The sequence below is a fragment of the Streptomyces sp. 1222.5 genome (assembly GCF_900105245.1).
GTDB lineage: Bacteria > Actinomycetota > Actinomycetes > Streptomycetales > Streptomycetaceae > Streptomyces > Streptomyces albidocamelliae.
On sequence record NZ_FNSZ01000001.1, the window covers coordinates 501,701 to 520,852 of the forward strand.

Here is a 19,152-nt window from a genome sequence, read left to right on the forward strand (position 1 = left end):
GTTCGGACATATGGCCGATGTTTGCAGCGACATTTTGTCGCAGCCTGGAAGCGTGGGAAGCCGCCTATCCGGGGGCCCGCTGTGGGCCCGCTGTCCGGGTTTCCGACCTCGGGCGCCCCTTCCTGCCGTGAGTAGCTCACCCGCTCCGCCTGGCATCTCCGTGCAGAGCTTTGGAGTGGGCCTTTCTCCATGTACTTGGCAAGGGTCGGCGGCAGGAAGTTTCGGCGGTTGTCAGACGGGTGCCTGGCCTGAACGGAGGCGAAGTCACATGTGCTCCGACGTCACCGCCGCCGATACGAGCGGTGCGACAGTCTCCACTGAGATGAAGATGGCCGAGGTCCTGGCCGGTGTCCTGCGCACTGAGCGGGTGCCGGTCGAAGGTGACTTCTTCACGGAGCTGGGTGCTGATTCGCTGGTGATGACGCAGTTCTGTGCGCGTGTGCGGAAGCGTGAGGATCTGCCCACGGTGTCGATGAAGGACGTCTATGGGCACCCTACGATCCGGAGCCTGGCCGCCGCCTTCACGGAGCATCCGGCCGCCGGCCGGCCGGAGTCGCCTGCCACCTCACAGACCGCCATGCCCGCCTCGGCAGAGAGTGACCACCGATCCGGCGTGCCGGCCGCGCCCCGGTTCGCCCCGTGGCGGTACGCGCTGTGCGGAATGGCCCAGCTCTTGGCCTTCCTCGTCTACTCCTCCGTCGCCGCCACTGTCGCCGTGTTCGGCTACCAGTGGACCGTGGAGGGCTCGGGGGCGGCGGGCGTGTATGCGCGGGCGGTCCTGTTCAGCACGGCGCTCTTCGTCGGCGCGTGCGCATTGCCCATCCTGGCCAAGTGGATACTCATCGGCCGCTACCGTCCCGGCCGGATTCCCTTGTGGAGCTTCGCGTACCTGCGCTTCTGGTGCGTCAAGACCCTCATCCGCACCAGCCCGGTACGTCTGTTCACCGGCTCACCGCTGTACGTGCTGTACCTCAGAGCCCTTGGCGCACACATCGGAAAGGGGGTCACCATCCTGGCCCACCAGATCCCCGTCTGCACCGACATGTTGTCCATCGGCGACGGCACAGTCGTCCGCAAGGACGTTCTGCTGTCCTGCTACCGGGCGCACGACGGGTGCATCGAGACGGGACCCGTCGCCCTCGGGGCCGATGTGACCATTGGTGTGCAGGCTGTCCTCGACATCGACACGTCGATGGGCGACCACTCCCAGCTGGGGCATGCCTCCTCCCTGCACCCTGGACAGGCGATCCCGGCCGGAGAGTCGTGGCACGGGACGCCGGCGCAGCCGACGACGACCGACTTTCGCACCGTCGAACCCGCCACGTGCGGAGCTCTTCGCAGGGTTTCCTACAGCCTGTCGCAGCTGCTCGCCTTCCTCCTGGTGTACCTGCCCCTGACCGTCGCCGGTGTAAGCCTCGTGTTCATGGCGCTGCCCCGACTCAACTCGGCATTCACGCCCGGCCTGCAGGCCCTGGACAACCCCGCGTTCTATCTCGAGGCCCTGGTCGCCTCTGTCGTGGTCTTCTTCGGAGGCATCGCCGCGGGTCTGGTGGCGCTGAGCACGATGCCGCGACTGCTCAGCCTGGCGATCCGACCGGGCAGGACCTACCCGCTGTACGGCTTCCACCACGGCGTCCAGCGGGCGATCACTCGTCTGACCAACGTCAGGTTCTTCACCACGCTGTTCGGTGACAGCTCCGCGATCGTGCACTACCTGCGGTGCCTCGGTTACGACCTGTGCCGCGTCGAGCAGACCGGGTCGAACTTCGGCTCGGTCGTCCGGCACGACACCCCATATCTCAGCACCGTGGGCCGAGGCACGATGATCGCCGACGGCCTCTCGATCGTCAACGCCGACTTCTCCAGCTCGTCCTTCCGCTTGTCCCGCGCCTCGATCGGGCCGAACAATTTTCTCGGCAACCACATCGCCTACCCGTCCGACGGCCGGACCGGTGACAACTGCCTGCTCGCGACAAAGGTCATGGTCCCGATCGACGGCGAGCTACGCGAAGGCGTGGGCCTGCTTGGCTCACCCAGCTTCGAGATCCCGCGTACGGTGCTGCGCGATACGCGATTCGAGCGGATCTCCCACGGGGAAGAGCGGCGCCGCCGGCTCGCCGCCAAGAACAGGCACAACACGACCACCGCGAGCCTGCACTTGCTGTCGCGCTGGTTCCACTTCTTCGTACTCGTGCTCATCACCATGACCGCCATAGAGCTCTACCACGCCATCGGTGTACCGGCGTACGCGCTGGCGGGCCTGCTCACCCTCGTGTTCACCGTCGTCTACTTCACTCTGATCGAAAGAGCCGTCACGGCGCTGAAGCCGCTGAGGTCGCTGTACTGCTCGATCTACGATCCGGACTTCTGGAGCCACGAGCGCTACTGGAAGCTGACGGCGCACGACTACGTGCACCTGTTCAACGGCACCCCGTTCAAGACCATGATCTGGCGATGGCGGGGCGCCAGAATCGGCCGTCACGTCTTCGACGACGGCTGCATGATCTCCGAACGCGGCCTCACCAGCATCGGATACGGCAGCACGCTCAACGCCGGCTGCATCATCCAGTGCCACTCGCAGGAGGACGGTGCCTTCAAGTCCGACCGCGTCGCGCTCGGCGCGGGTGTCACCATCGGCGTGGGTGCCCTCGTCCACTACGGCACGACGGTCGGCGACCAGGCGCAGCTCGCTGCTCACTCCTTCCTCATGAAAGGCGAGGAAATCCCACCCGACGCACGGTGGGAGGGAAACCCCGCTGGGGACGCGGACGCGATCAGCCGGCGATAGGCCACGCGGCGGTGGGCGCCTCCTGCCCAACAGGGGAAAACCTCTTGTCGATCTTCGAAGGGGTGTGGGACTCTACGAGCCGAGTCATCCGGCTCACCCGTCTCACGGACTGTTCAAGGACTGAGGCCATGATCACGGCGTCCCCCAGCGGCCGCCGTCAGCACTGACCCGCCTGCCTCTGTAGCAGCGCCGGCGACCGGTGCGACTGACGTCTCCTCACGGCGGCCACACAATGCGGTGCCTCGTGCACCCCGGTCAATGTCATGCCTTTTCACGTGAGGTCATCATCACCATGGACATCGATGTCCAGAGCTTTGCCGTTGCCAATCTCCGCCGCCGCCCCGTGGTGACTGAAGTCCGCGGATTCGTCGTGGGATTCGACCCCGGCACCACCAGCCCGTACATCAACTACGCCACCCCGCTGCCGGGCGCGAGTCCCACCGACCGGGACATCGCCGCGCTGATCGGGGCGTTCCACGAACGCGGTCTCAAGCCCCGGCTGGAGTTCGCCCCGGACTCCGCACCCGTCGTGGAGGCCGCCCTCCAGCGGTATGGCTTCACCACCGAAGCAGTGCACCAGTACCTGACCTGCACACCGACCACGCTGACTCGGCCGTCGGGTGTTCACGACGTCGAGACCCCGACCACCGACCAGGAGTACGCGGCGATCGACGGCGCCCTGGCCGAGGCGTTCTCCGGCGAGTTCGCCGCTTCCCCGGAGGGCGCGGATCGGCTGCGCCGCACCCAGGAGAACGGCGGGGCGGTCCGGTTCGTCCGGGCACCCGATGGCGGCTGCGCCGGTGCGGCCACCTGCTCCGCACCCACCGTCGGCACCTCGGAACTGGCGGGGGTGGGCACCCGTCCCGCCCACCGCGGCCGGGGCATCGCCGCCTCGGTCACCGCCGCGCTGACCGAGGCCATGTTCGCGCGGGGAGCCCGTTCCGTCTGGCTGGAGTACTCGGGCGACGGATCGCGGCGCGTCTACGAGCGCGTCGGTTTCCGGCCCGGAGGCACCCGTCTGTACATGTCGCTACCGCACGAGGGCTGACGTCAGGGTTGGGGACGGCGCAGCGCCGTCCCCAACCCTGACGCGGGCGAGCCGCCTCGGCACCTGACGGTTCGCCCGCCGTCCTCGGCGTTCTTCGCCACCGACATGCCCTGCGCGGACAACAGCACCGTCCGGGCCCGCCTTCAGCTCATCACCGACCCGCTCCTCTGCGGATGGCGTTGCTCGATGCGGCCCTAGGTCGGCTCCCGGTCGCCCATCGGCGCACCGGCCGCCAGCTTCAGCAACTCGTCGACCGACCACTGGTCGTAGGCGTGCTCGCCGTACTTGGCGGCGAGCACGCGGCCGTCGCGCGCGACGAGGAAGTCGCCGGGCAGGCCGAGCCGGCCGCCGTGGGGGCGAGTGACGGGCAGACGCTCCCGGCCACGGACGACGTTCCAGATGCCACTGAGGACGGCCCATACGATCGGTCCCCAGACACGCGGGTCGAGCAGGGCGCGGGGTGAGCTTTCCACGCCGAACTCGACGTACAGCCGCCGGTCCGGGTCGGCCACGACGGCGAACGGCAGATCCTCCACATGCGGCGCCAGTTCCTCGGCCGGCGAGTGGAACAGCACGACTTCGCGCACACCGGCGGCCTCTGTCTCCTCGTGCCGCCGCACCACGGTCCGCAGGTGCAGATTGCAGACCGGGCATCCGGCGAAGCGACGGAACTGCAGGTGGACCAGTCGGTCAGGGTCGGGAAGGGCGATCCGCTCCCCGGCGACGGTGGACAGATGGCGTGGGTCGACGGTGGATCCGGGCTCCACCGGGCTGCGGGTACGACGCATGGTTCCCCCTGTAGGCGTACGGCATACACTTACGAGTGTTAGGCGTATGCCGTACGCTGTCAACCGCCATGCCACGCCCTCGTTCGCTCACCCCGGACCAGCTCGCTTCCGCCGCCCTCGCCGTCATCGACCGCGACGGGCTGGCCGCGTTGTCCATGCGTGCCGTCGCCCAGGAACTCGGCATGAGCACCATGGGCCTCTACCGGTACGTGGAGGACCGCGGGGAACTCGAAAGGCTCGTCGTCGAGCGGGTTCTGCACGATGTGGACACCGGGACGCCGGATCCAGCAGCGTCATGGCGCGAGCAGGTCTCGGTCATGGCACGGCGCCTGCGCGACACCGTGGGCGCCCACCCGGAGGTGGTCCCCCTCACCGTGGCCCACCGGCATCACTCCCTCGGGGTACTGCGCTGGTCGGAGACGGTGCTGGCCGTCCTCACCGCGGCCGGACTCGATGGGGAGCGGCGAGTCGTCGCACTGCGCGGTCTCCTCAGCTACGTCATCGGAGCCATCCAGCTGGAGCACCTCGGGCCCCTGTCCGGCCCCGGAACGACAGCCATCGCCCGACTCTCCCCCACCGACTTCCCGCTCATGACCCGGACCGCCCGGGACGCCCGTGACGTCGGCGCCGACCAGGAGTTCCTGGGTGGCCTCACCATGCTGCTCGACGGCCTGGAGCCCTAGGACGCCGAGCGGGTCCTCCCCGGGGCGAGGTGAACACGAGGGGCGACGCCGCGCGGGACTTCGTCGGCCGGGCACGCCCGGGGCCCCCGTGTGGCTGCGCCGGTCAGCCGGTTCTCGGAAGGCGCCGAGAACTCGGATGGTCACAGTCGCCGTACGCGCAGTACGCCGGTTCGCATCGGGAAAGTGAACTCGCCGCGGGCGGTCTCCGGCCGGGTCGCGAGGAAAGCGCGGATCCGGGCCAGCGTGGCGTCCCGCTCCGGTTCCGGCAGGACCAGCGTCCCCGCGCGAGTCGCCAAGGTGGCGACGAGGGAATCGGCTGTGCGGCGCTGACCGTGCGGGAACTCGGCCTGCTTCGGCCATCCGAATCGGGCGGCCGCGCCGCGCCCGGGAAGGTGCATGTCGGCCGTCTCGGCGCGCCAACCGGCGGGCCTGTCACGGGGGCCGACAGCCGCGTCCCCGCTGACCCGTGCGAGAGCGGCCACCCACTCGACCTGGTCGTCCATGAGGTTCCACAGGCCGGCCAGGATGCCGTCGGGTGCGAGGACCCGGGCGATCTCCGGTCCCGCGGCGGCCATGTCGAACCAGTGCATCGCGTTGCCGGCCGGTACCGCATCCACCGAGGCGTCCGGCAGCGGGATCGCCTCGGCACCCCCCGACAGGGCGCGGACACCGGGCAGCCAGCGGCGAAGTTCGGTCCGCATCCCCGCGTCGGGCTCGACCGCGATGACTCCGGCACCCAGGGCGACCAGCGTGGCGGTCAGCTTGCCGGTTCCGGCGCCCAGGTCGAGTACGCGGGGGCCGGGCGCGGGTTCGAGTGCCCAGCGCACCGCGGCCTGCGCATAGTCCGGTCGGTGCGCGGCGTACGCGTCCGCCACCGCACGAACGACGAGGCGTGAAGCTGCCGTTCATCCTGATCCACGGGGTGACCCTAGCGGTGCGGCCGACGGTCGGCCATACCGCCCGGCTGGGCGCGTGCGCCCGTCGACGCGCCGGGGTCACCTGCGCGGTGAAGGCAACACGATGCCGGTGGGGGTGTTGAGGCCGGTGAGGGGAACGGTGGTTTGCCGTTCGCCGCTCTCCTGGACTCTCACGACGCGATGGTGGGAAGCATCGGCCACGTAGAGGTTCTTGTGACCGTCGACGGCGAGGCCCAGCGGACCTCGCAGACCGGTGATCGGCACCGTGGTCTGAGATCCGCCGCGCCGCGCCACCTTCACCACGCGGTCGTTCCCGCTGTCGGAGATGTAGAGGTCGCCGCCGGCGTTCAGGGCCAGCCCGGTCGGCTGGGAGAGGCCCACCGTGGGCACGGTGGTCTGACCGCTTCCGTCCACCGCTACCTTGACCACCCGGTTGTTGATGAAGTCCGAGACGTACAGGCTGCCGTCGCCGGCGAGCGCGAGACCCCAGGGGTGCAGCAGGCCGGTCGTCGGGAGGGTGCTGCGCCGCCCGTCGGGCGTCACCCTCACGACGCGGTTGTCGAAGCTGTCGGCGATGAACAGGTTCCCGCCCCTGTCGACTGCGAGGCCCAGGGGGCGCGAGAGGTCGCCCGCGGGCACCGTGGACTGCGTGCCGTCCGCGGCCAGCTTCACGACCCGGTTGTCGCCCGTGTCGGAGACGTAGAGGTCGCACTCCGCATCCCATGCCAGACCGGTCGGACGTACCACGCCGTCGAGCGGAACGGTCGCCTGTTCGTCTTCCGCGGCCGGCAGCGTGACCACTCGGTTGTCGCCGTAGTCGGACACGAACAGTGCTGCCTCGGCAGACGTGCGCGCGTCGCCTTGCACGGCGCCGGCGGAGGGGATCGACAGCGCACAGACCATGAGGAGGCTCGCGGCGCCCGCCAGCCGCCCGGTCCATCTGCGCGTGCGGTCGGCTCCGGGCAAAGCCGTGTCCGTTCGTGACGTCGCGGTGGTGTGCTCCACGATTCACCCATCTGTCATCGACAGCCGGCGCCCTGCCGAACGTCCTCTCGCCGACCTTAGGAAGCGCTGCGACGGGGTGCGGGAACCACGCCACCGTCCGGTGTGCTGATCACTCCGATGCCCGCGCCCGGCCGTGCTCGGACGGGGGCGGCTGTCGGCTCATGGCGGCCGAAGCCCGGCGTTGCCCTGGAATGCGCGAAGGGCCCGGCCTGATCGGCCGAGCCCTTCGATTGGTAGCGGGGACAGGATTTGAACCTGCGACCTCTGGGTTATGAGCCCAGCGAGCTACCGAGCTGCTCCACCCCGCGTCGGTAGGACCACTCTACCCCCTCCAGAGCGGCGGCCCGACCAGCCGGCCCGGACGGCCCGCCGCGTCATGCCGAGCCGCCCCGGCGGGCCGGTCCGGGCCTCCGGGGACCGGCATGGTCACGGCCGGCCCTCTCTTCGTCAAGTCCCGAGTCCTCGGAACGTGACCCTGTTCTCGCATTCGGGCCTACTTGAAGCACGGGCCGCACCGGAAAGACCGGAAACCGAAAAGGTCCCGATAACAAGTAGGAGATGACCATGCAGCGCACCAGCCACACCACCCCGGAAATCCGAACCAAGCGCGGCTTCCGTATCTCGACCCTCGTCGCCTCGGCCGTGGTCGTCGCCGGCGGAATCATCCTTCCGGCCACCGCCGCGTCGGCGGGCACGATGCCCGACTCGGTCGTGACGACGGTGGCCGCCCACCATAAGAACCACGATCAGAAGGATCATCACAAGAAGAGCCAGCACAAGAAGGAGCACGAGAAGAACAAGGGCAATGCGACGGGTGGTGACGGGGGTAATGCCACGACCAACGGTGGCGGAAATGCGACCGGCGGAAACGGCGGCAACGCCACCACCAACGGTGGCGGGGACGCGACCGGCGGAAACGGTGGCGACGCCACGACCAATGGCGGCGGAAATGCGACCGGCGGAAACGGCGGCGATGCGACCACCAATGCCGGCGGCGATGCGACGGGCGGCAATGGCGGCGACGCCACGACCAATGGCGGTGGCGACGCGACCGGCGGAAACGGCGGCAATGCCACGAGCAACGGCGGTGGCGACGCGACCGGCGGAAACGGTGGCGATGCCACTGCCTGAGGCCCAGGCCGCTGACGGCGGCCAGTGAACGACGGGGGTGGGTGGCGCGACCACCGGCCGCGCCACCCACCCCCTGATCCTCGATCCCGAGCCCCGGCATCCCCGATCTCCAAGGAAACGGCACTCCTCATGACCCGCAACGTCCGGAAGCACGGCCTGGCCATGGCCGCCGCCTCGATCCTGCTCCCCCTCGGCATGGTTCTGATCCCGGCAGGCGGCGCGATCGCCGCCACCGCACCGCACTCGATGGCGGCCTCGGCCAAGCACGACGACCACGGCAGCGGCAAGAAGGACCACGGCGACCACCACAAGGGCGATCACCACAAGAAGCACGACGAGCACGGCGACCGGCACCACAAGGACCACGGCGACCACGACACCTGCCGCGCCGGGAACGGCAACGGCGGCAACGGCGGCAACGGCACCGGTGGCGACGCCACCGTCTGCACCGCCCCGGGCGGCACCGGCACCGGCGGCACCGGCGGCCGGGGCAGGGGCTCCTGCGGCGGCAAGGGGACCAACGGCAGCAACGGCACGGGCACCAACGGCAAGAACGGCCCGCCGTGCCCCGACGGGAAGACCCCGCCCCCGGACAGCGGCGGCGGCTCCAGCACCCCGGACGGCACCGGCAGCACCCCGCCGCCCGAGAAGCCCGCTCCCCAGCCCGACACCGGCGGGTCCGCACCCGACGCCCCCGCTCCGCCGCCCCCGCCCGACGTGGTCGTCAAGTGAGCGCGCCCGACAGACACCCCAGGTGAAGCTCTCCGACCCACTGCCCCGCCGCCCTCCCCGCGGCGGGGCAGCGCTGTGTTCCCCGATCGGTCAGCCGACGCGGCGGGCTCGGCGATTCGGCCACCGCCGGCTCGGAGCCGGCCCCTTGTGCGGCAAGGTTCGATGCACGGCGCAAGCTGCCCCGCACGCTGAAACGCGGGACGACTCGCCCGGCCCTCAGGCCGAGGAGTTCCAGTACCGGGACACGTCCCGGCTACAGGCCGGTGCGCAGATGACGGCCGGCACGATGGCGCGTCGGCTGCCCTCGCTGGTCCTGCGCTCCCTGAAGACGGCATGGCAGGTGGACCGGGTGGCCGCGGTGGGGCTGCTGGCGTGCCAGGTGGGCACGGGGGTGCTCGCCGCGCTCGGGCTGCTCGCCGTGACCGGTTCCTCTGGTCGACGCGGATTGTCGCAAACTCCTCACAGAGGGTGACACCGTCTGTCATTCTGCACCCGGGTGGGCTCTCGGCCGGAGCCCGCCCGTCACCTGGCCCGTGACGCCAGAGTCGTCTGCTCGAGGAAGGCCTTCGTGCGTAAGTGGCACATCACCACCCTGTCCATGGCCGGCGCCGCCTGTCTGTCGTTGAGCGCGTCGGGGTGCGGCGGTACGAAGAACGCCGACACCTCCGCCGCAAAGGGCCCGGCGGTCACCCGCTCGTCCCAGAGCGCTCCGCCCTCCCCCTCGGGCGCCGGGCATGACGGTGACTGGCACGTCGTCAACAGCGCCCGGCTGCCGCCCGATGAGGATGCGGCTACGGCGAAGAGGGCCGACGACGGGAAGGACCTCGCGAAAGAGCGGCAGGCCATCGACGCCGGAACACCCGACCCGTGTGCGTTCATGACCATGCGGACCTACAGCGACATCACCGTGCACGACGCCTACATCGCCGTGCACGGCGGCGGCCCGTACGTGGGCGACCCGACCAGCTCCTCGCCCGCGGATCGCCGCAACTGCTACATCACCAAGGGCGAGTGGGACGGCAAGCTCAAGAACAATCCACTCACCGGGGAGGTGATCAGCGTGTACAAGGACCCGGACGGCTACATGGCCGGCCGGCTCCGCAAGCGGCTGGCGGGCGATGAGCCGTGCGCCATCGGACCGCAAGGGTATGTCCAGAAGGTCCAGGGATGCACGGTCGTCAACCTCGACCCGTACGGCGCTGGCTTCGACCGCAGCAGGAGCAACGCGAACGTTCCCGACGCGTGGTTCAACCTGCAGCGCGACGGTGACGGCGTCGACACCATCACGGTCGTCATAAAAACCAGCAACGGCTACCTGACGCAATGGACTTACTACGGCGCCGACCAGGGCGCCGCCCTCAACGGCGGCCGCATCATCGCCAATGGACTGCGAGTCGCGTTCGGCCTGGACGACGCCTGAGCCAAGACACCGCGAGGCGAAGCGCGTGAGCCCTTCGCAGGGCCGGCGCGTCGCCTCGCGCTCCTGTGGCGGCCAACGTCGCCGCGCCGTCCGCCTCCGTTCGCGGGAAAATCGGATGGAGGGGTGCCGTGACGCCCCTGCGTCCGCATGGCCCCGATTCGGGAGTGAGTGCTGTGGGAAATCAGCCCGGCATGATCGATAGCGTGGTGCGCGGAGGTGCGGCAGGCGCCGCCGGCACGACCGTACTGAACGCCGTGACCTATGCCGACATGGCGGTGCGAGGCAGGCCGTCGAGCCGGGCCCCGGCCGAGGTGGCGGAGAAGATCGCCCAGGACACGGGGCATCCGGTTGCCGGAGCGGGCGAGACCCGGGACAACCGCCTCTCGGGCCTCGGTGCGCTGTCCGGTATCGCCGTCGGCTGCGGGATGGGCGTGGCCGTCTCGCTGATGCGTCAGGCCGGCCTACGGATGCCCTGGTGGCTGGGTGGTGTCGTGACCGGTGGCCTCGCCATGGCCGCGACCGACCTGCCGATGGCCCGGCTGGGCGTGAGCGATCCGAGGACCTGGTCGGCGAAGGACTGGGTGTCGGACGTGATACCGCATGTGGTGTACGGACTGGTCACGTACGGGATCGTGACGGCTTCCGACCACCGGACGTGAGGGGCGCCGGGATCCGGCTGCCGTACCCAGGTGCCCGGCACGGTCTCAGAGGCTCGCCAGGATCTGCGGCGACAGGTTCCTGATCATGGTGTTGGTCCAGCGGATCTGCCGCAGCGTCTGCGGATGGCACTCCGAGGCCAGGGTCAGCGGCGCGTCGTTCCTGGTGGCCTGTGCGACCTGGGCGAGCATCTCCCGGTGCAGGGAGTTCTCCGTGGCGTCGAGATGCAGTGCGCGCAGGTCGCGCAGGAGGAGCAGGCCCGGCTCCGGACGGTGTCCGACCGCTTCGGCCGCCTTCCGCCTGAGCTCGGCGAGGACGCCGGAGCTCGTCCCCGAGGAGTCGTCGAGGTCGAGGCCCTGGTCGTGAGCGGCCTGGGCCAGTCGCAGCGCGTGTTCCTCGGACCATCGGGCGAGGTCGGTCGCGACATGGTGCACCTCATGGTCGGTGCGGTGGCGGTCGGCCACCAGTTGGAGTTCCCTGGCCAGGTGCTTCTCCCCGCGGTGCAGCACGCGCAGGCTGAGGGTGATGCCGTTCATGGGGCGTCCTCCGTACGGTTGTCCCGGGCCGGCTGCGCGGTCTGTGCGACGACGGCGGACGGTCCTCCGGCAGTGGCCGGTACGGCGTCGGCGTGCACCGGCGCGGACGCGGTCGTCGTAGGGGCCGGGGCCGGTGTGCCCCGACCGGGTTCGACCAGGCGGAGTGCCGCCGCGGCGGTCTTGAACAGCGGTTGTTCGGAGGCCGGGTCCCAGTCGGGGTTCGCCTGCCATCCGAAGAGGTCCTTGGGCCCCGGCCGGCCCCGGTTGACCCGGTCGTCCATCCGTCCGCGCACACCGACCATGCGCCCGTCCTTCACGGCGATGTCCATGGCGTCGCCGTCCGAGTGGAGAATCGACGCGGCCTGCACCCAGTGCTGTACCGCTTCGGGCTCGACACCGGCCTCCAGGAACGTGTCCACGCGTGGCGGCCACGGCTCGCGGCGGCTGTAGGGGGTTCGCAGTCCCCAAGGCCGCGCGATCCGGTCCATCGAAGCGTCCATGCCGGCCTCCTGGTTCGCCGCACGGAATCCGCCGCGTGGCCTGTCCTGGGTACCCTGCGGAGCTGCGCCGTACCGTTCGGTGTCTGCGCCCGGCACCCGTAGTGCCTCGGTACGGCCGGCCGGTCTCACCGACGTGCACGTCAGAAGAGGGTGGCCGCGCCCACCGACGGAGCGTCGTCGTAGACGAGGAGGCCGTCGTCGCGCAGGCGCACGCCGGGCGTCGGGGTGTGCGCGGTGAGGCGTCCGTCGTGCATGAGGTGGCGGACGGGCTCGCCCAGGGCCAGTACGGCGAAGTCCGCGATCAGGCGGCGGTGGCATCGCCACCACACCGCCTCGCTGCACATCACCGCGGTGCGTGCCTCACCCGCCTGCCGCATCAGCTCGTCCATGGCGGCGACGAACCCCGGGCTGCGGGTGTGCGCCGCGTAGCCGCGGAAGGAGTCGTTGCGCCAGACGGTGTCCGGCGAGTCCGGCGACGGCTTGCGCCATCCGCCCAGCCGCTGCTCCCACCGGTAGTCGAGGTGCTCCTCCGGCATCCACTCGGCCAGCCGCTGCCGTGACAGGTCGGGGTTGCGGCGGCTGCCGGGCGCGGTTCTGACGTCCACGACGGCGGTGACACCGGCTCCTCGGAGGAGTTCGACCAGCGTGGTCCGGTCCGCTGTGCTGTGGCCGAAGGTGATCAGTCCGGCGTGGCTCCGTGGCCCCTCGGACGGGGCCGCTCCGGTCATCGCGGGCCCCGTCGCCGGCCGAGGACCGTGCGTGATTCAGCCGAAAGCATCTCGTTCCTCCGGTTGCGGGCGATGTGCTCCCCCGCCCCCGGTACCCGTCCCCGTCCGGTCCGATACGTCGCGGCGGGCGGAAGGGCGGCCGAGGCCGGCAAGGCGGCCCCGCGCCACCTCCTCCGCCGGCCGGCCGGTCGGCGCGACGGGACGTCGACGGTCAGCCGCGGCCGAACTTCCGCCGCTCCAGCGCGACGGCCAGTTGGGGATACCGGCCGGGAGCGAGTCGTACGAGCCGGTCCACGATCTTGGCGTCGGTGCCGACTCGGATACGGGGACGGCCGGCCTCGACGCCGTCGACGATGATGCGGGCCGCCTGTTCGGCGGGCATCTTCAGCAGCTTCTCGTTGTAGACGCGGGCGCGGTCGAGCTGCTGGCGTGTCGGGGCGAGGCCGCGTGCTCGGGCCTGTTCCAGCGCGGCGGTCGCGATGTTGGTCTTCACACCGCCCGGGTGGACCACGCTCACCCGGACCGGGTGACGGCCGGCGAGCATCTCGGTGCGCAGCGCCTCGGTGAAGCCGCGGACGCCGAACTTGCTCGCGCAGTAGGCGGACAGGGTGGGCTGTGCCAGGTATCCGTTGAGGCTGGAGATGTTGACCACGTGGCCGTCGCCGGAGGCGATCAGGTGCGGCAGGAACGCCTTCGTGCCGTGGATGACGCCGAACAGGTTGACCGCCAGCGTCCGGTCGTAGAGTTCCCACTCCGCGTCGAGGACCGACTGGCCGCCACCGGCGATGCCGGCGTTGTTGTAGATCTGGTGGACCACGCCGAAGTGCTCGGCGACGGTGGCGGCGTAGGCCTCGACCGCCGCGCGGTCGCTGACGTCGAGGTGGGCGGTGTGCACCTCCGCCCCGAGGGCCTTCGCCCGGTCCGCGGTTTCCTCCAGGCCGCGATCGTCGACGTCGCTGACGGCCAACCGGGCTCCCCGCTTGGCCAGTTCGAAGGACAGGTTCCGGCCGATGCCGGACCCGGCTCCGGTGACGGCGGCGACCCTGCCGCGGACGCTGCTCATACGGGATCTCCTGTCGGTGGGGCGGGCGTGACGGGGGCGGTGGCGGCGCCGGCGAGATCGCTGGTGAGCTCGACCAGGCGGTCGAGGAGGCCGGGGGCGAGATGGTGGCCCATGCCCGGGATCTCCACGTGCCGGGCGCCGGGGATCGCGGCGGCGGTGGCACGGCCCCCGCTGGGGTGCACCATGCGGTCGGCGTCTCCGTGCACCACGAGCGTGGGCGCGGTGATACGGCGCAGTTCGGCGGTGCGGTCGCCGGAGGCCCGGATGGCGTCGATCTGACGCGCCACCGGTGCGCCGGCGCGGTTGCCGCCGCACCGGTCCCAGACGGTGGCCGCCCAGGCTCGTTCGAGGGTCTCGTCGGGCCGGTACGACGTCCCGCCGATGTGGGCGAGCATCGCCAGGTGCCGCTCCACGGACTCCTCGACGGTGCGGGCCGGGGCCTTGGCCAGCCGGACGAGGGTCGACCAGGCCGGCTGCCCGACCTGCCGGCTCCCCGTGGTGGAGAAGATCGAGGTGAGCGTGGCGACCCGCTCGGGATGCCGGGCCGTGAGGGTCTGCGCGATCATGCCGCCCATCGACATGCCGACCAGGTGGACCCGCTCGATGCCGAGGAAGTCGAGCAGGCCGACGGCGTCGGCGGCCATGTCGGCGAGGTCGTAGGCGTCCGGCCGGGGCCGGGCGAGGAGCTGCCGCAGCCGGCCCGGCGGCGGGGCGTCGATGCGGCTCGACCGGCCGGCGTCCCGGTTGTCGAACCGGACCACCCGGAAGCCGCGGCCGGTGAACCCGTCGACCATCCGGTCCGGCCACGAGGTGAGGTCGAGCCCGAGCCCGGCGATCAGCAGCAGGGGGACGCCGTCGGCCGGACCTTCGACGCGGAAGCAGAGCCGCGGCCCGGCCGGCAGGTCGACGAAGCGGTCCCCGGTGTCGTCCGCCTCGGTGGACGCCACGCGCGCGACGCCCGTCACGCGGTCACCTCCGCGGGGGCTGCGGCACGGGAGAAGTGCAGCTCGGGATCGGACACACCGCTGCCTCGCAGCAGTTTGACGTCCTCCCGGTAGTCCATCGAGGTCAGCCACGGCATCCGGTCGCCCTGTCGGGGCAGGGAGTCGACGGCGCGCCGGATGTAGCCGGCGCCGAAGTCGAGGAACGGCCGGGTCGGCATGTCCGGGTCGGCCGGTTCGGGCCGGCAGATGTCGTACGCGTGCCGGTCCATGTGCGCCACCAGCCGGCAGAAATGTTCGCAGAGGAGGCCGATCTTCAGCGTCCAGGAGGAGTTGGTGTAGCCGATGGCGTACGCGAGGTTCGGCACGCCGGAGAGCATCATGCCCTTGTAGGCGAGGGTGTCCGCGAGCCGCACCTGCCGGCCGTCGACGGTGACGTGGACGCCGCCGAAGGCCTGCACGTTCAGCCCGGTGGCGGTGACGATGACGTCCGCTTCCAGTTCCCGGCCCGACTCCAGCAGGACGCCCTTCTCGGTGAAGGAGGCGATGCGGTCGGTGACCACCGAGGCGTCGCCGTCGCGGATCGCCCGGAACAGGTCGCCGTCGGGGACGGCGCACAACCGCTGGTCCCACGGGTTGTACGGCGGGTTGAAGTGCTCGTCCACGGCGAAGCCCTCGGGCAGCTGCCTGACGTTGATCCAGCGGATCAGCCGTCGCGCCGCCTTCGGATGCCGCTGGCACCAGCTCCAGATGAAGCGCTGCTGGGCGATGTTCTTGCGCCGGGTGAGCGCGTAGCCGCGCTCCGGGCCGAGGTACTTCTTCAGCGCGTTGCCGATCAGGTCCTTCCGCGGCACCGGCAGGATGTACGTCGGGGTCCGCTGGAGCATCGTCACGTGCGCTGCGGTGCCCGCCATCGCCGGTACCAGCGTGACTGCGGTGGCACCGCTGCCGATCACCACGACCCGCTTGCCGGCGTAGTGCAGGTCCTCGGGCCAGGCCTGCGGATGCACGATCGGCCCGGTGAACCGGTCGCGGCCGGGGAAGGACGGGGTGAACCCCTCGTCGTAGCGGTAGTAGCCGCCGGCGCAGAAGATCCATCCGGCGGTCAGCGTGATCCGTTCCCCGGTGTCGGTGCGCTCCACGTCGGCGGTCCACCGCCCCTCGTCGGTGGACCAGGACACCGCGAGCACCTTGTGGTGGTAGCGGATGTGCGGGTCCAGGCCGTTCTCGGTCGCCGTCTCCCGCAGGTACGACAGGATGCGGGGGGCGTCGGCGATGGACTGCTCGTCCCGCCAGGGCTTGAACTCGTAGCCGAAGGTGTGCAGGTCCGAGTCGGACCGGATACCCGGGTAGCGGAACAGGTCCCAGGTCCCGCCGGAGGCCTCGCGGGCCTCCAGGATCGCGAAGCGCTTCGACGGCAGCTCGGTCTTCAGATAGCGGGCGGCACCGATGCCCGAGATCCCGGCCCCGACGACGAGGACGTCGAGGTGCTCCGGGGCGGGTGACTGGGGGGCGGTTGACATGGCTGGCGGCTCCAGGCGTTGTCGGTCGACGCGTCCATGGTGTGCGGCGGCCCGCGGGACCGCAAAGGGCATGTCGCACCGCTCCTGCCCGTTCGAGGTGGCGATCTGCACCTCTACGATGGGCGCCATGTCGTGGAAGACGCCGTCGCCCCGGGTCCGGGAGCTCATCCGCCAGGGTGCCGAGATCGCGCTCAATCCGCCGGCCGAGTGGCTCGCCGAGCTCGATGCCGCCACGCTGACCGGCCAGGCGAGGCAGCAGATCGCCGCGGACCCGGTGCTCGCCGCGGGCACCCGCCGGACCAACCGCTCCAACCTGCTGTTCTGGGCCGCCGCCAACGTCCGCGCGCCCGGTGAACCGGTCCCGGCGAACGACACCGAGGCACCCCTGGCCGTCGCCCGGGACCTCATCCGGCGCGGCCTGGACGAGTCGGCCCTCGACGCCTACCGCGCCGGCGAGAGCGTCGCCGTACGGCTGTGGACGCAGGTCGCCTGCTCGCTCACCACCGATTCCGAGGAACTGCGCGAGCTGCTCGACGTGTCCCTGCGGTCCATCGCCGCATTCGTCGACGACACGGTGAGCGCGATCTCCGTCCGTATGCGCGCCGAACGGGACGAGCTGACCCGCGGCACGCACGCGGAGCGCCGGGAGACGGTCGCCCTGCTGCTGGAGGGCGCCCCGATCACGCGCCGCCGCGCAGAGAGCCGGCTGGGCTACGGCCTCGATCCCACGCACACCGCCGCGATCGTCTGGACCGACGCCCCCGACGCCGACCTGCGCCACCTCGACCGTGCCGCCGACTCCCTCGCCGAGGCGGCCGGCCAGGCACGCCCGCTGAACATCCTCGCCAGCGCCGCCACCCGGTGGGTGTGGGTTCACGGCGGCCCCGACACCGACCGGCTGCGCGCCGCACTCGACAGGCTGCCGGGGGTGCGGATCGCCCTGGGCTCCACGGTGCCGGGCATCGACGGCTTCCGCCGCAGCCACCTCGACGCGCTCACCACCCAGCAGATGCTCACCCGGCTGACGTCGCCCTCCCGGCTGGCCTCCCACCACGAGGTCGAACTCGTCGCGCTGCTCACCGCCGACCCCGAGCGCGCCGACCGATTCGTCAAGCGCACCCTGGGCGACCTGGAGACCGCACCGCCCGAGGTCGTCGAATCGCTGCGCGTCTTCATCGCCGAGCAGTGCAACGCCACGCAGGCCGCCGTACGGCTGTTCACCCACCGCAACACGCTGCTACGGCGCCTCGCCCGCGCGGAACGCCTGCTGCCGCGCCCCCTCGCCGAGCACTCGGTCGAGGTCGGCGCCGCCCTCGAGGTCCTCCGCTGGCGGGGACATCCCTGAGCCGCTCCTGCCCACACGTAACCGTTGGGTAATTGTCCGGTGCCGCGGTGTGGTTGCCGGGCAAGCTCCCCGGATGCAGATGACAGAGGACTTCGCGACGACGGCCGCATCCGTGGCCTCGGCCATCTTGATCGCCGCCACTGTGGAGGTCAGCGCGTACCGCAAGTCCCTCCAGAACTCGGCCAGGACCGGATTCACGAGCTACCGCCGTCTCTCCGAGGAGTGGCGCGCACTCCCGCCCGAGGGCCGGCGGGCGGCCGCGCGAACCTTCTTGGAATCGGACGGTCCCGCCCTCGGGGTCGGAGCGCTCAAATCCTGGTGGACCGTGGTGGTGGCGTGCGTCTGGTCCGTGTTGATGCTGGCGCAGGGCGTGGTGATCGTGGCGAGCCTCGCATGGCTGGCCTCGGACCATCCGAAGGCGGAGCGGTTGGCGCTGGCCATGCTCACGATCGTGGCGGGCGGATCGCTGATGGTCGCTGTGGTCCCGATCCTGCGAGTGCTGCGGGCCCCGTTCGAGCCCTTCGGCGACATGTGGGCCGAACGGTTGATCCGGGACCAGGTGGAGCGGGTTCTGGCGGACGAGAACGCCGGTGCGGACACCGCTGACGGCGGCGCCCGGTCGCGGGGGGCGGCGGGCACGGATGAACCGGCACCTCGCACAAGTTGACCTTGTGCGAGGTGCCGGCTTGTCTCAACCGTCAGCCCTGCGTACCGCCCTGGGTGTTGCCGCTGCCACCACCCTGGGTCCCACCCTGGGTGTTGCCGCTGCCACCACCCTGCGTACCGCCCTGGGTGTTCCCGCTCCCGCCACCCTGCGTCCCGCCCTGAGTGTTGCCGCTCCCGCCACCCTGCGTACCGCCCTGGGTGTTGCCGCTGCCACCACCCTGCGTACCGCCCTGGGTGTTGCCGCTGCCACCACCCTGGGTCCCGCCCTGGGTGTTGCCGTTGCCGGAGCCCTGGGTGCCGCCCTGGGTGTTGCCGTTGCCGGAGCCCTGGGTGCCGCCCTGGGTGTTGCCGCCCTTCGGCATGCTCTTCGAGGAGTTGCTCTTCGACGAGCTGTTGGAGCCGCTGTTCTTCGACGAGCTGTTCATGGAGCTCTTGGAGCTGTTGTGGGAGGAGCTGTGCCGGTGGTGATGGTCGCTGGCGTGGGACGCCGTGTGGTGCTTCATCATCGGCGCGGCCTCGGCGCTGGCCACACCGACCGATCCCGCGGCCAGAGCGGCGAGGCAGGAGATACCGGCGATACGGGCCAGGTGACGTCGGGCGTTCATCATGGGGGATTCCTCGGATTTCTGAATTCTGTGATCTGTGTGGATTGCAGTTCGTGGTGAACTTGCTTGATTTAAT

19 protein-coding genes, 1 tRNA gene and 1 pseudogene are annotated in these 19,152 nt (G+C 70.7%); 10 read left to right on the plus strand and 11 right to left on the minus strand.

What is annotated here, in order from left to right; genetic code table 11:
• Positions 1-322: 322 nt before the first annotated feature.
• Positions 323-2,788, plus strand: coding sequence for a Pls/PosA family non-ribosomal peptide synthetase (locus BLW57_RS02430; protein ID WP_371127841.1), 2,466 nt, complete (start codon positions 323-325; stop codon positions 2,786-2,788).
• Between the two features lie 292 nt (positions 2,789-3,080).
• Positions 3,081-3,836, plus strand: a complete 756-nt coding sequence (locus tag BLW57_RS02435; protein ID WP_093471786.1) for a GNAT family N-acetyltransferase — start codon at positions 3,081-3,083, stop codon at positions 3,834-3,836.
• Positions 3,837-4,030: 194 nt separating this feature from the next.
• Here the strand turns inward: BLW57_RS02435 and BLW57_RS02440 are convergent, their stop codons facing one another.
• The gene (locus BLW57_RS02440) at positions 4,031-4,624 is read right to left on the minus strand and encodes a peroxiredoxin-like family protein (protein WP_093471788.1); all 594 of its coding nucleotides are present in this window, start codon (positions 4,622-4,624) and stop codon (positions 4,031-4,033) included.
• Between the two features lie 68 nt (positions 4,625-4,692).
• Here BLW57_RS02440 and BLW57_RS02445 point away from each other — a divergent pair, with 68 nt between their 5' ends.
• A complete protein-coding gene (locus BLW57_RS02445; protein ID WP_093471789.1) occupies positions 4,693-5,307 on the plus strand; it encodes a TetR/AcrR family transcriptional regulator in 615 nt (204 codons plus the stop codon).
• 140 nt (positions 5,308-5,447) lie between these two features.
• On the opposite strand, the gene BLW57_RS02450 is transcribed toward BLW57_RS02445, so the two are convergent.
• From BLW57_RS02450 to BLW57_RS02460, 3 genes are all read right to left on the minus strand, one after another.
• Positions 5,448-6,182 (minus strand): class I SAM-dependent methyltransferase, encoded by a 735-nt coding sequence (locus tag BLW57_RS02450; RefSeq protein WP_218138105.1) that lies wholly within the window; start codon positions 6,180-6,182, stop codon positions 5,448-5,450.
• Between the two features lie 120 nt (positions 6,183-6,302).
• Positions 6,303-7,229: a virginiamycin B lyase family protein gene (locus tag BLW57_RS02455; protein ID WP_256339350.1), complete on the minus strand. Its 927-nt coding sequence runs from the start codon at positions 7,227-7,229 to the stop codon at positions 6,303-6,305.
• 231 nt (positions 7,230-7,460) lie between these two features.
• Positions 7,461-7,537 (minus strand) — tRNA-Met (locus BLW57_RS02460).
• 256 nt (positions 7,538-7,793) lie between these two features.
• On the opposite strand from BLW57_RS02460, the gene BLW57_RS02465 reads away from it, so the two are divergent.
• From BLW57_RS02465 to BLW57_RS02490, 5 genes are all read left to right on the plus strand, one after another.
• Entirely contained in the window at positions 7,794-8,360 is a 567-nt protein-coding gene (locus BLW57_RS02465) for a hypothetical protein (RefSeq protein ID WP_143051572.1), read from the plus strand.
• 129 nt (positions 8,361-8,489) lie between these two features.
• On the plus strand, positions 8,490-9,092 hold the full coding sequence (locus BLW57_RS02470) for a hypothetical protein (protein WP_093471792.1): 603 nt from the start codon (positions 8,490-8,492) through the stop codon (positions 9,090-9,092).
• A 286-nt stretch (positions 9,093-9,378) separates the two neighbouring features.
• Positions 9,379-9,564 (plus strand): hypothetical protein, encoded by a 186-nt coding sequence (locus BLW57_RS42985; RefSeq protein WP_371127768.1) that lies wholly within the window; start codon positions 9,379-9,381, stop codon positions 9,562-9,564.
• Positions 9,565-9,660: 96 nt separating this feature from the next.
• A complete protein-coding gene (locus BLW57_RS40830) occupies positions 9,661-10,512 on the plus strand; it encodes a hypothetical protein (protein WP_143051573.1) in 852 nt (283 codons plus the stop codon).
• A 191-nt stretch (positions 10,513-10,703) separates the two neighbouring features.
• Positions 10,704-11,171, plus strand: coding sequence for a hypothetical protein (locus BLW57_RS02490; protein ID WP_093471797.1), 468 nt, complete (start codon positions 10,704-10,706; stop codon positions 11,169-11,171).
• A 45-nt stretch (positions 11,172-11,216) separates the two neighbouring features.
• Here the strand turns inward: BLW57_RS02490 and BLW57_RS02495 are convergent, their stop codons facing one another.
• From BLW57_RS02495 to BLW57_RS02520, 6 genes and pseudogenes are all read right to left on the minus strand, one after another.
• Positions 11,217-11,705 (minus strand): hypothetical protein, encoded by a 489-nt coding sequence (locus tag BLW57_RS02495; RefSeq protein ID WP_093471798.1) that lies wholly within the window; start codon positions 11,703-11,705, stop codon positions 11,217-11,219.
• Positions 11,706-11,911: 206 nt separating this feature from the next.
• A pseudogene (locus BLW57_RS02500) lies at positions 11,912-12,205 on the minus strand (nitrate reductase); the annotation flags it as partial.
• 140 nt (positions 12,206-12,345) lie between these two features.
• A complete protein-coding gene (locus tag BLW57_RS02505) occupies positions 12,346-12,933 on the minus strand; it encodes a DUF488 domain-containing protein (RefSeq protein WP_093471800.1) in 588 nt (195 codons plus the stop codon).
• 211 nt (positions 12,934-13,144) lie between these two features.
• The gene (locus BLW57_RS02510) at positions 13,145-13,996 is read right to left on the minus strand and encodes an SDR family NAD(P)-dependent oxidoreductase (protein WP_093471801.1); all 852 of its coding nucleotides are present in this window, start codon (positions 13,994-13,996) and stop codon (positions 13,145-13,147) included.
• The gene (locus BLW57_RS02515; RefSeq protein ID WP_256339351.1) at positions 13,993-14,961 is read right to left on the minus strand and encodes an alpha/beta fold hydrolase; all 969 of its coding nucleotides are present in this window, start codon (positions 14,959-14,961) and stop codon (positions 13,993-13,995) included. The genes BLW57_RS02510 and BLW57_RS02515 overlap by 4 nt, the downstream gene beginning before the upstream one ends.
• Positions 14,958-16,460 carry a flavin-containing monooxygenase gene (locus tag BLW57_RS02520; RefSeq protein WP_093471803.1) on the minus strand — a complete coding sequence of 501 codons (1,503 nt, stop codon included), beginning with the start codon at positions 16,458-16,460 and terminating at the stop codon, positions 14,958-14,960. The genes BLW57_RS02515 and BLW57_RS02520 overlap by 4 nt, the downstream gene beginning before the upstream one ends.
• 127 nt (positions 16,461-16,587) lie before the next feature.
• On the opposite strand from BLW57_RS02520, the gene BLW57_RS02525 reads away from it, so the two are divergent.
• Both BLW57_RS02525 and BLW57_RS02530 read left to right on the plus strand, forming a co-directional pair.
• On the plus strand, positions 16,588-17,805 hold the full coding sequence (locus tag BLW57_RS02525; protein WP_093480475.1) for a PucR family transcriptional regulator: 1,218 nt from the start codon (positions 16,588-16,590) through the stop codon (positions 17,803-17,805).
• Positions 17,806-17,917: 112 nt separating this feature from the next.
• Complete coding sequence (locus BLW57_RS02530; RefSeq protein ID WP_218138106.1) at positions 17,918-18,472, plus strand: hypothetical protein; 555 nt, start codon at positions 17,918-17,920, stop codon at positions 18,470-18,472.
• A 31-nt stretch (positions 18,473-18,503) separates the two neighbouring features.
• Here BLW57_RS02530 and BLW57_RS41190 read toward each other — a convergent pair whose 3' ends face one another.
• Complete coding sequence (locus BLW57_RS41190; protein ID WP_176985422.1) at positions 18,504-19,079, minus strand: hypothetical protein; 576 nt, start codon at positions 19,077-19,079, stop codon at positions 18,504-18,506.
• Positions 19,080-19,152 lie beyond the last annotated feature (73 nt).

Coding starts and splice junctions, on each gene's coding strand:
- BLW57_RS02430 (WP_371127841.1), top strand. CDS start 323: ATGAAGATGGCCGAGGTCCTGGCCGGTGTCCTGCGCACTGAGCGGGTG.
- BLW57_RS02435 (WP_093471786.1), top strand. CDS start 3,081: ATGGACATCGATGTCCAGAGCTTTGCCGTTGCCAATCTCCGCCGCCGC.
- BLW57_RS02440 (WP_093471788.1), bottom strand. CDS start 4,624: ATGCGTCGTACCCGCAGCCCGGTGGAGCCCGGATCCACCGTCGACCCA.
- BLW57_RS02445 (WP_093471789.1), top strand. CDS start 4,693: ATGCCACGCCCTCGTTCGCTCACCCCGGACCAGCTCGCTTCCGCCGCC.
- BLW57_RS02465 (WP_143051572.1), top strand. CDS start 7,794: ATGCAGCGCACCAGCCACACCACCCCGGAAATCCGAACCAAGCGCGGC.
- BLW57_RS02470 (WP_093471792.1), top strand. CDS start 8,490: ATGACCCGCAACGTCCGGAAGCACGGCCTGGCCATGGCCGCCGCCTCG.
- BLW57_RS42985 (WP_371127768.1), top strand. CDS start 9,379: ATGGCGCGTCGGCTGCCCTCGCTGGTCCTGCGCTCCCTGAAGACGGCA.
- BLW57_RS02490 (WP_093471797.1), top strand. CDS start 10,704: ATGATCGATAGCGTGGTGCGCGGAGGTGCGGCAGGCGCCGCCGGCACG.
- BLW57_RS02495 (WP_093471798.1), bottom strand. CDS start 11,705: ATGAACGGCATCACCCTCAGCCTGCGCGTGCTGCACCGCGGGGAGAAG.
- BLW57_RS02505 (WP_093471800.1), bottom strand. CDS start 12,933: ATGACCGGAGCGGCCCCGTCCGAGGGGCCACGGAGCCACGCCGGACTG.
- BLW57_RS02510 (WP_093471801.1), bottom strand. CDS start 13,996: ATGAGCAGCGTCCGCGGCAGGGTCGCCGCCGTCACCGGAGCCGGGTCC.
- BLW57_RS02520 (WP_093471803.1), bottom strand. CDS start 16,460: ATGTCAACCGCCCCCCAGTCACCCGCCCCGGAGCACCTCGACGTCCTC.
- BLW57_RS02525 (WP_093480475.1), top strand. CDS start 16,588: ATGTCGTGGAAGACGCCGTCGCCCCGGGTCCGGGAGCTCATCCGCCAG.
- BLW57_RS41190 (WP_176985422.1), bottom strand. CDS start 19,079: ATGATGAACGCCCGACGTCACCTGGCCCGTATCGCCGGTATCTCCTGC.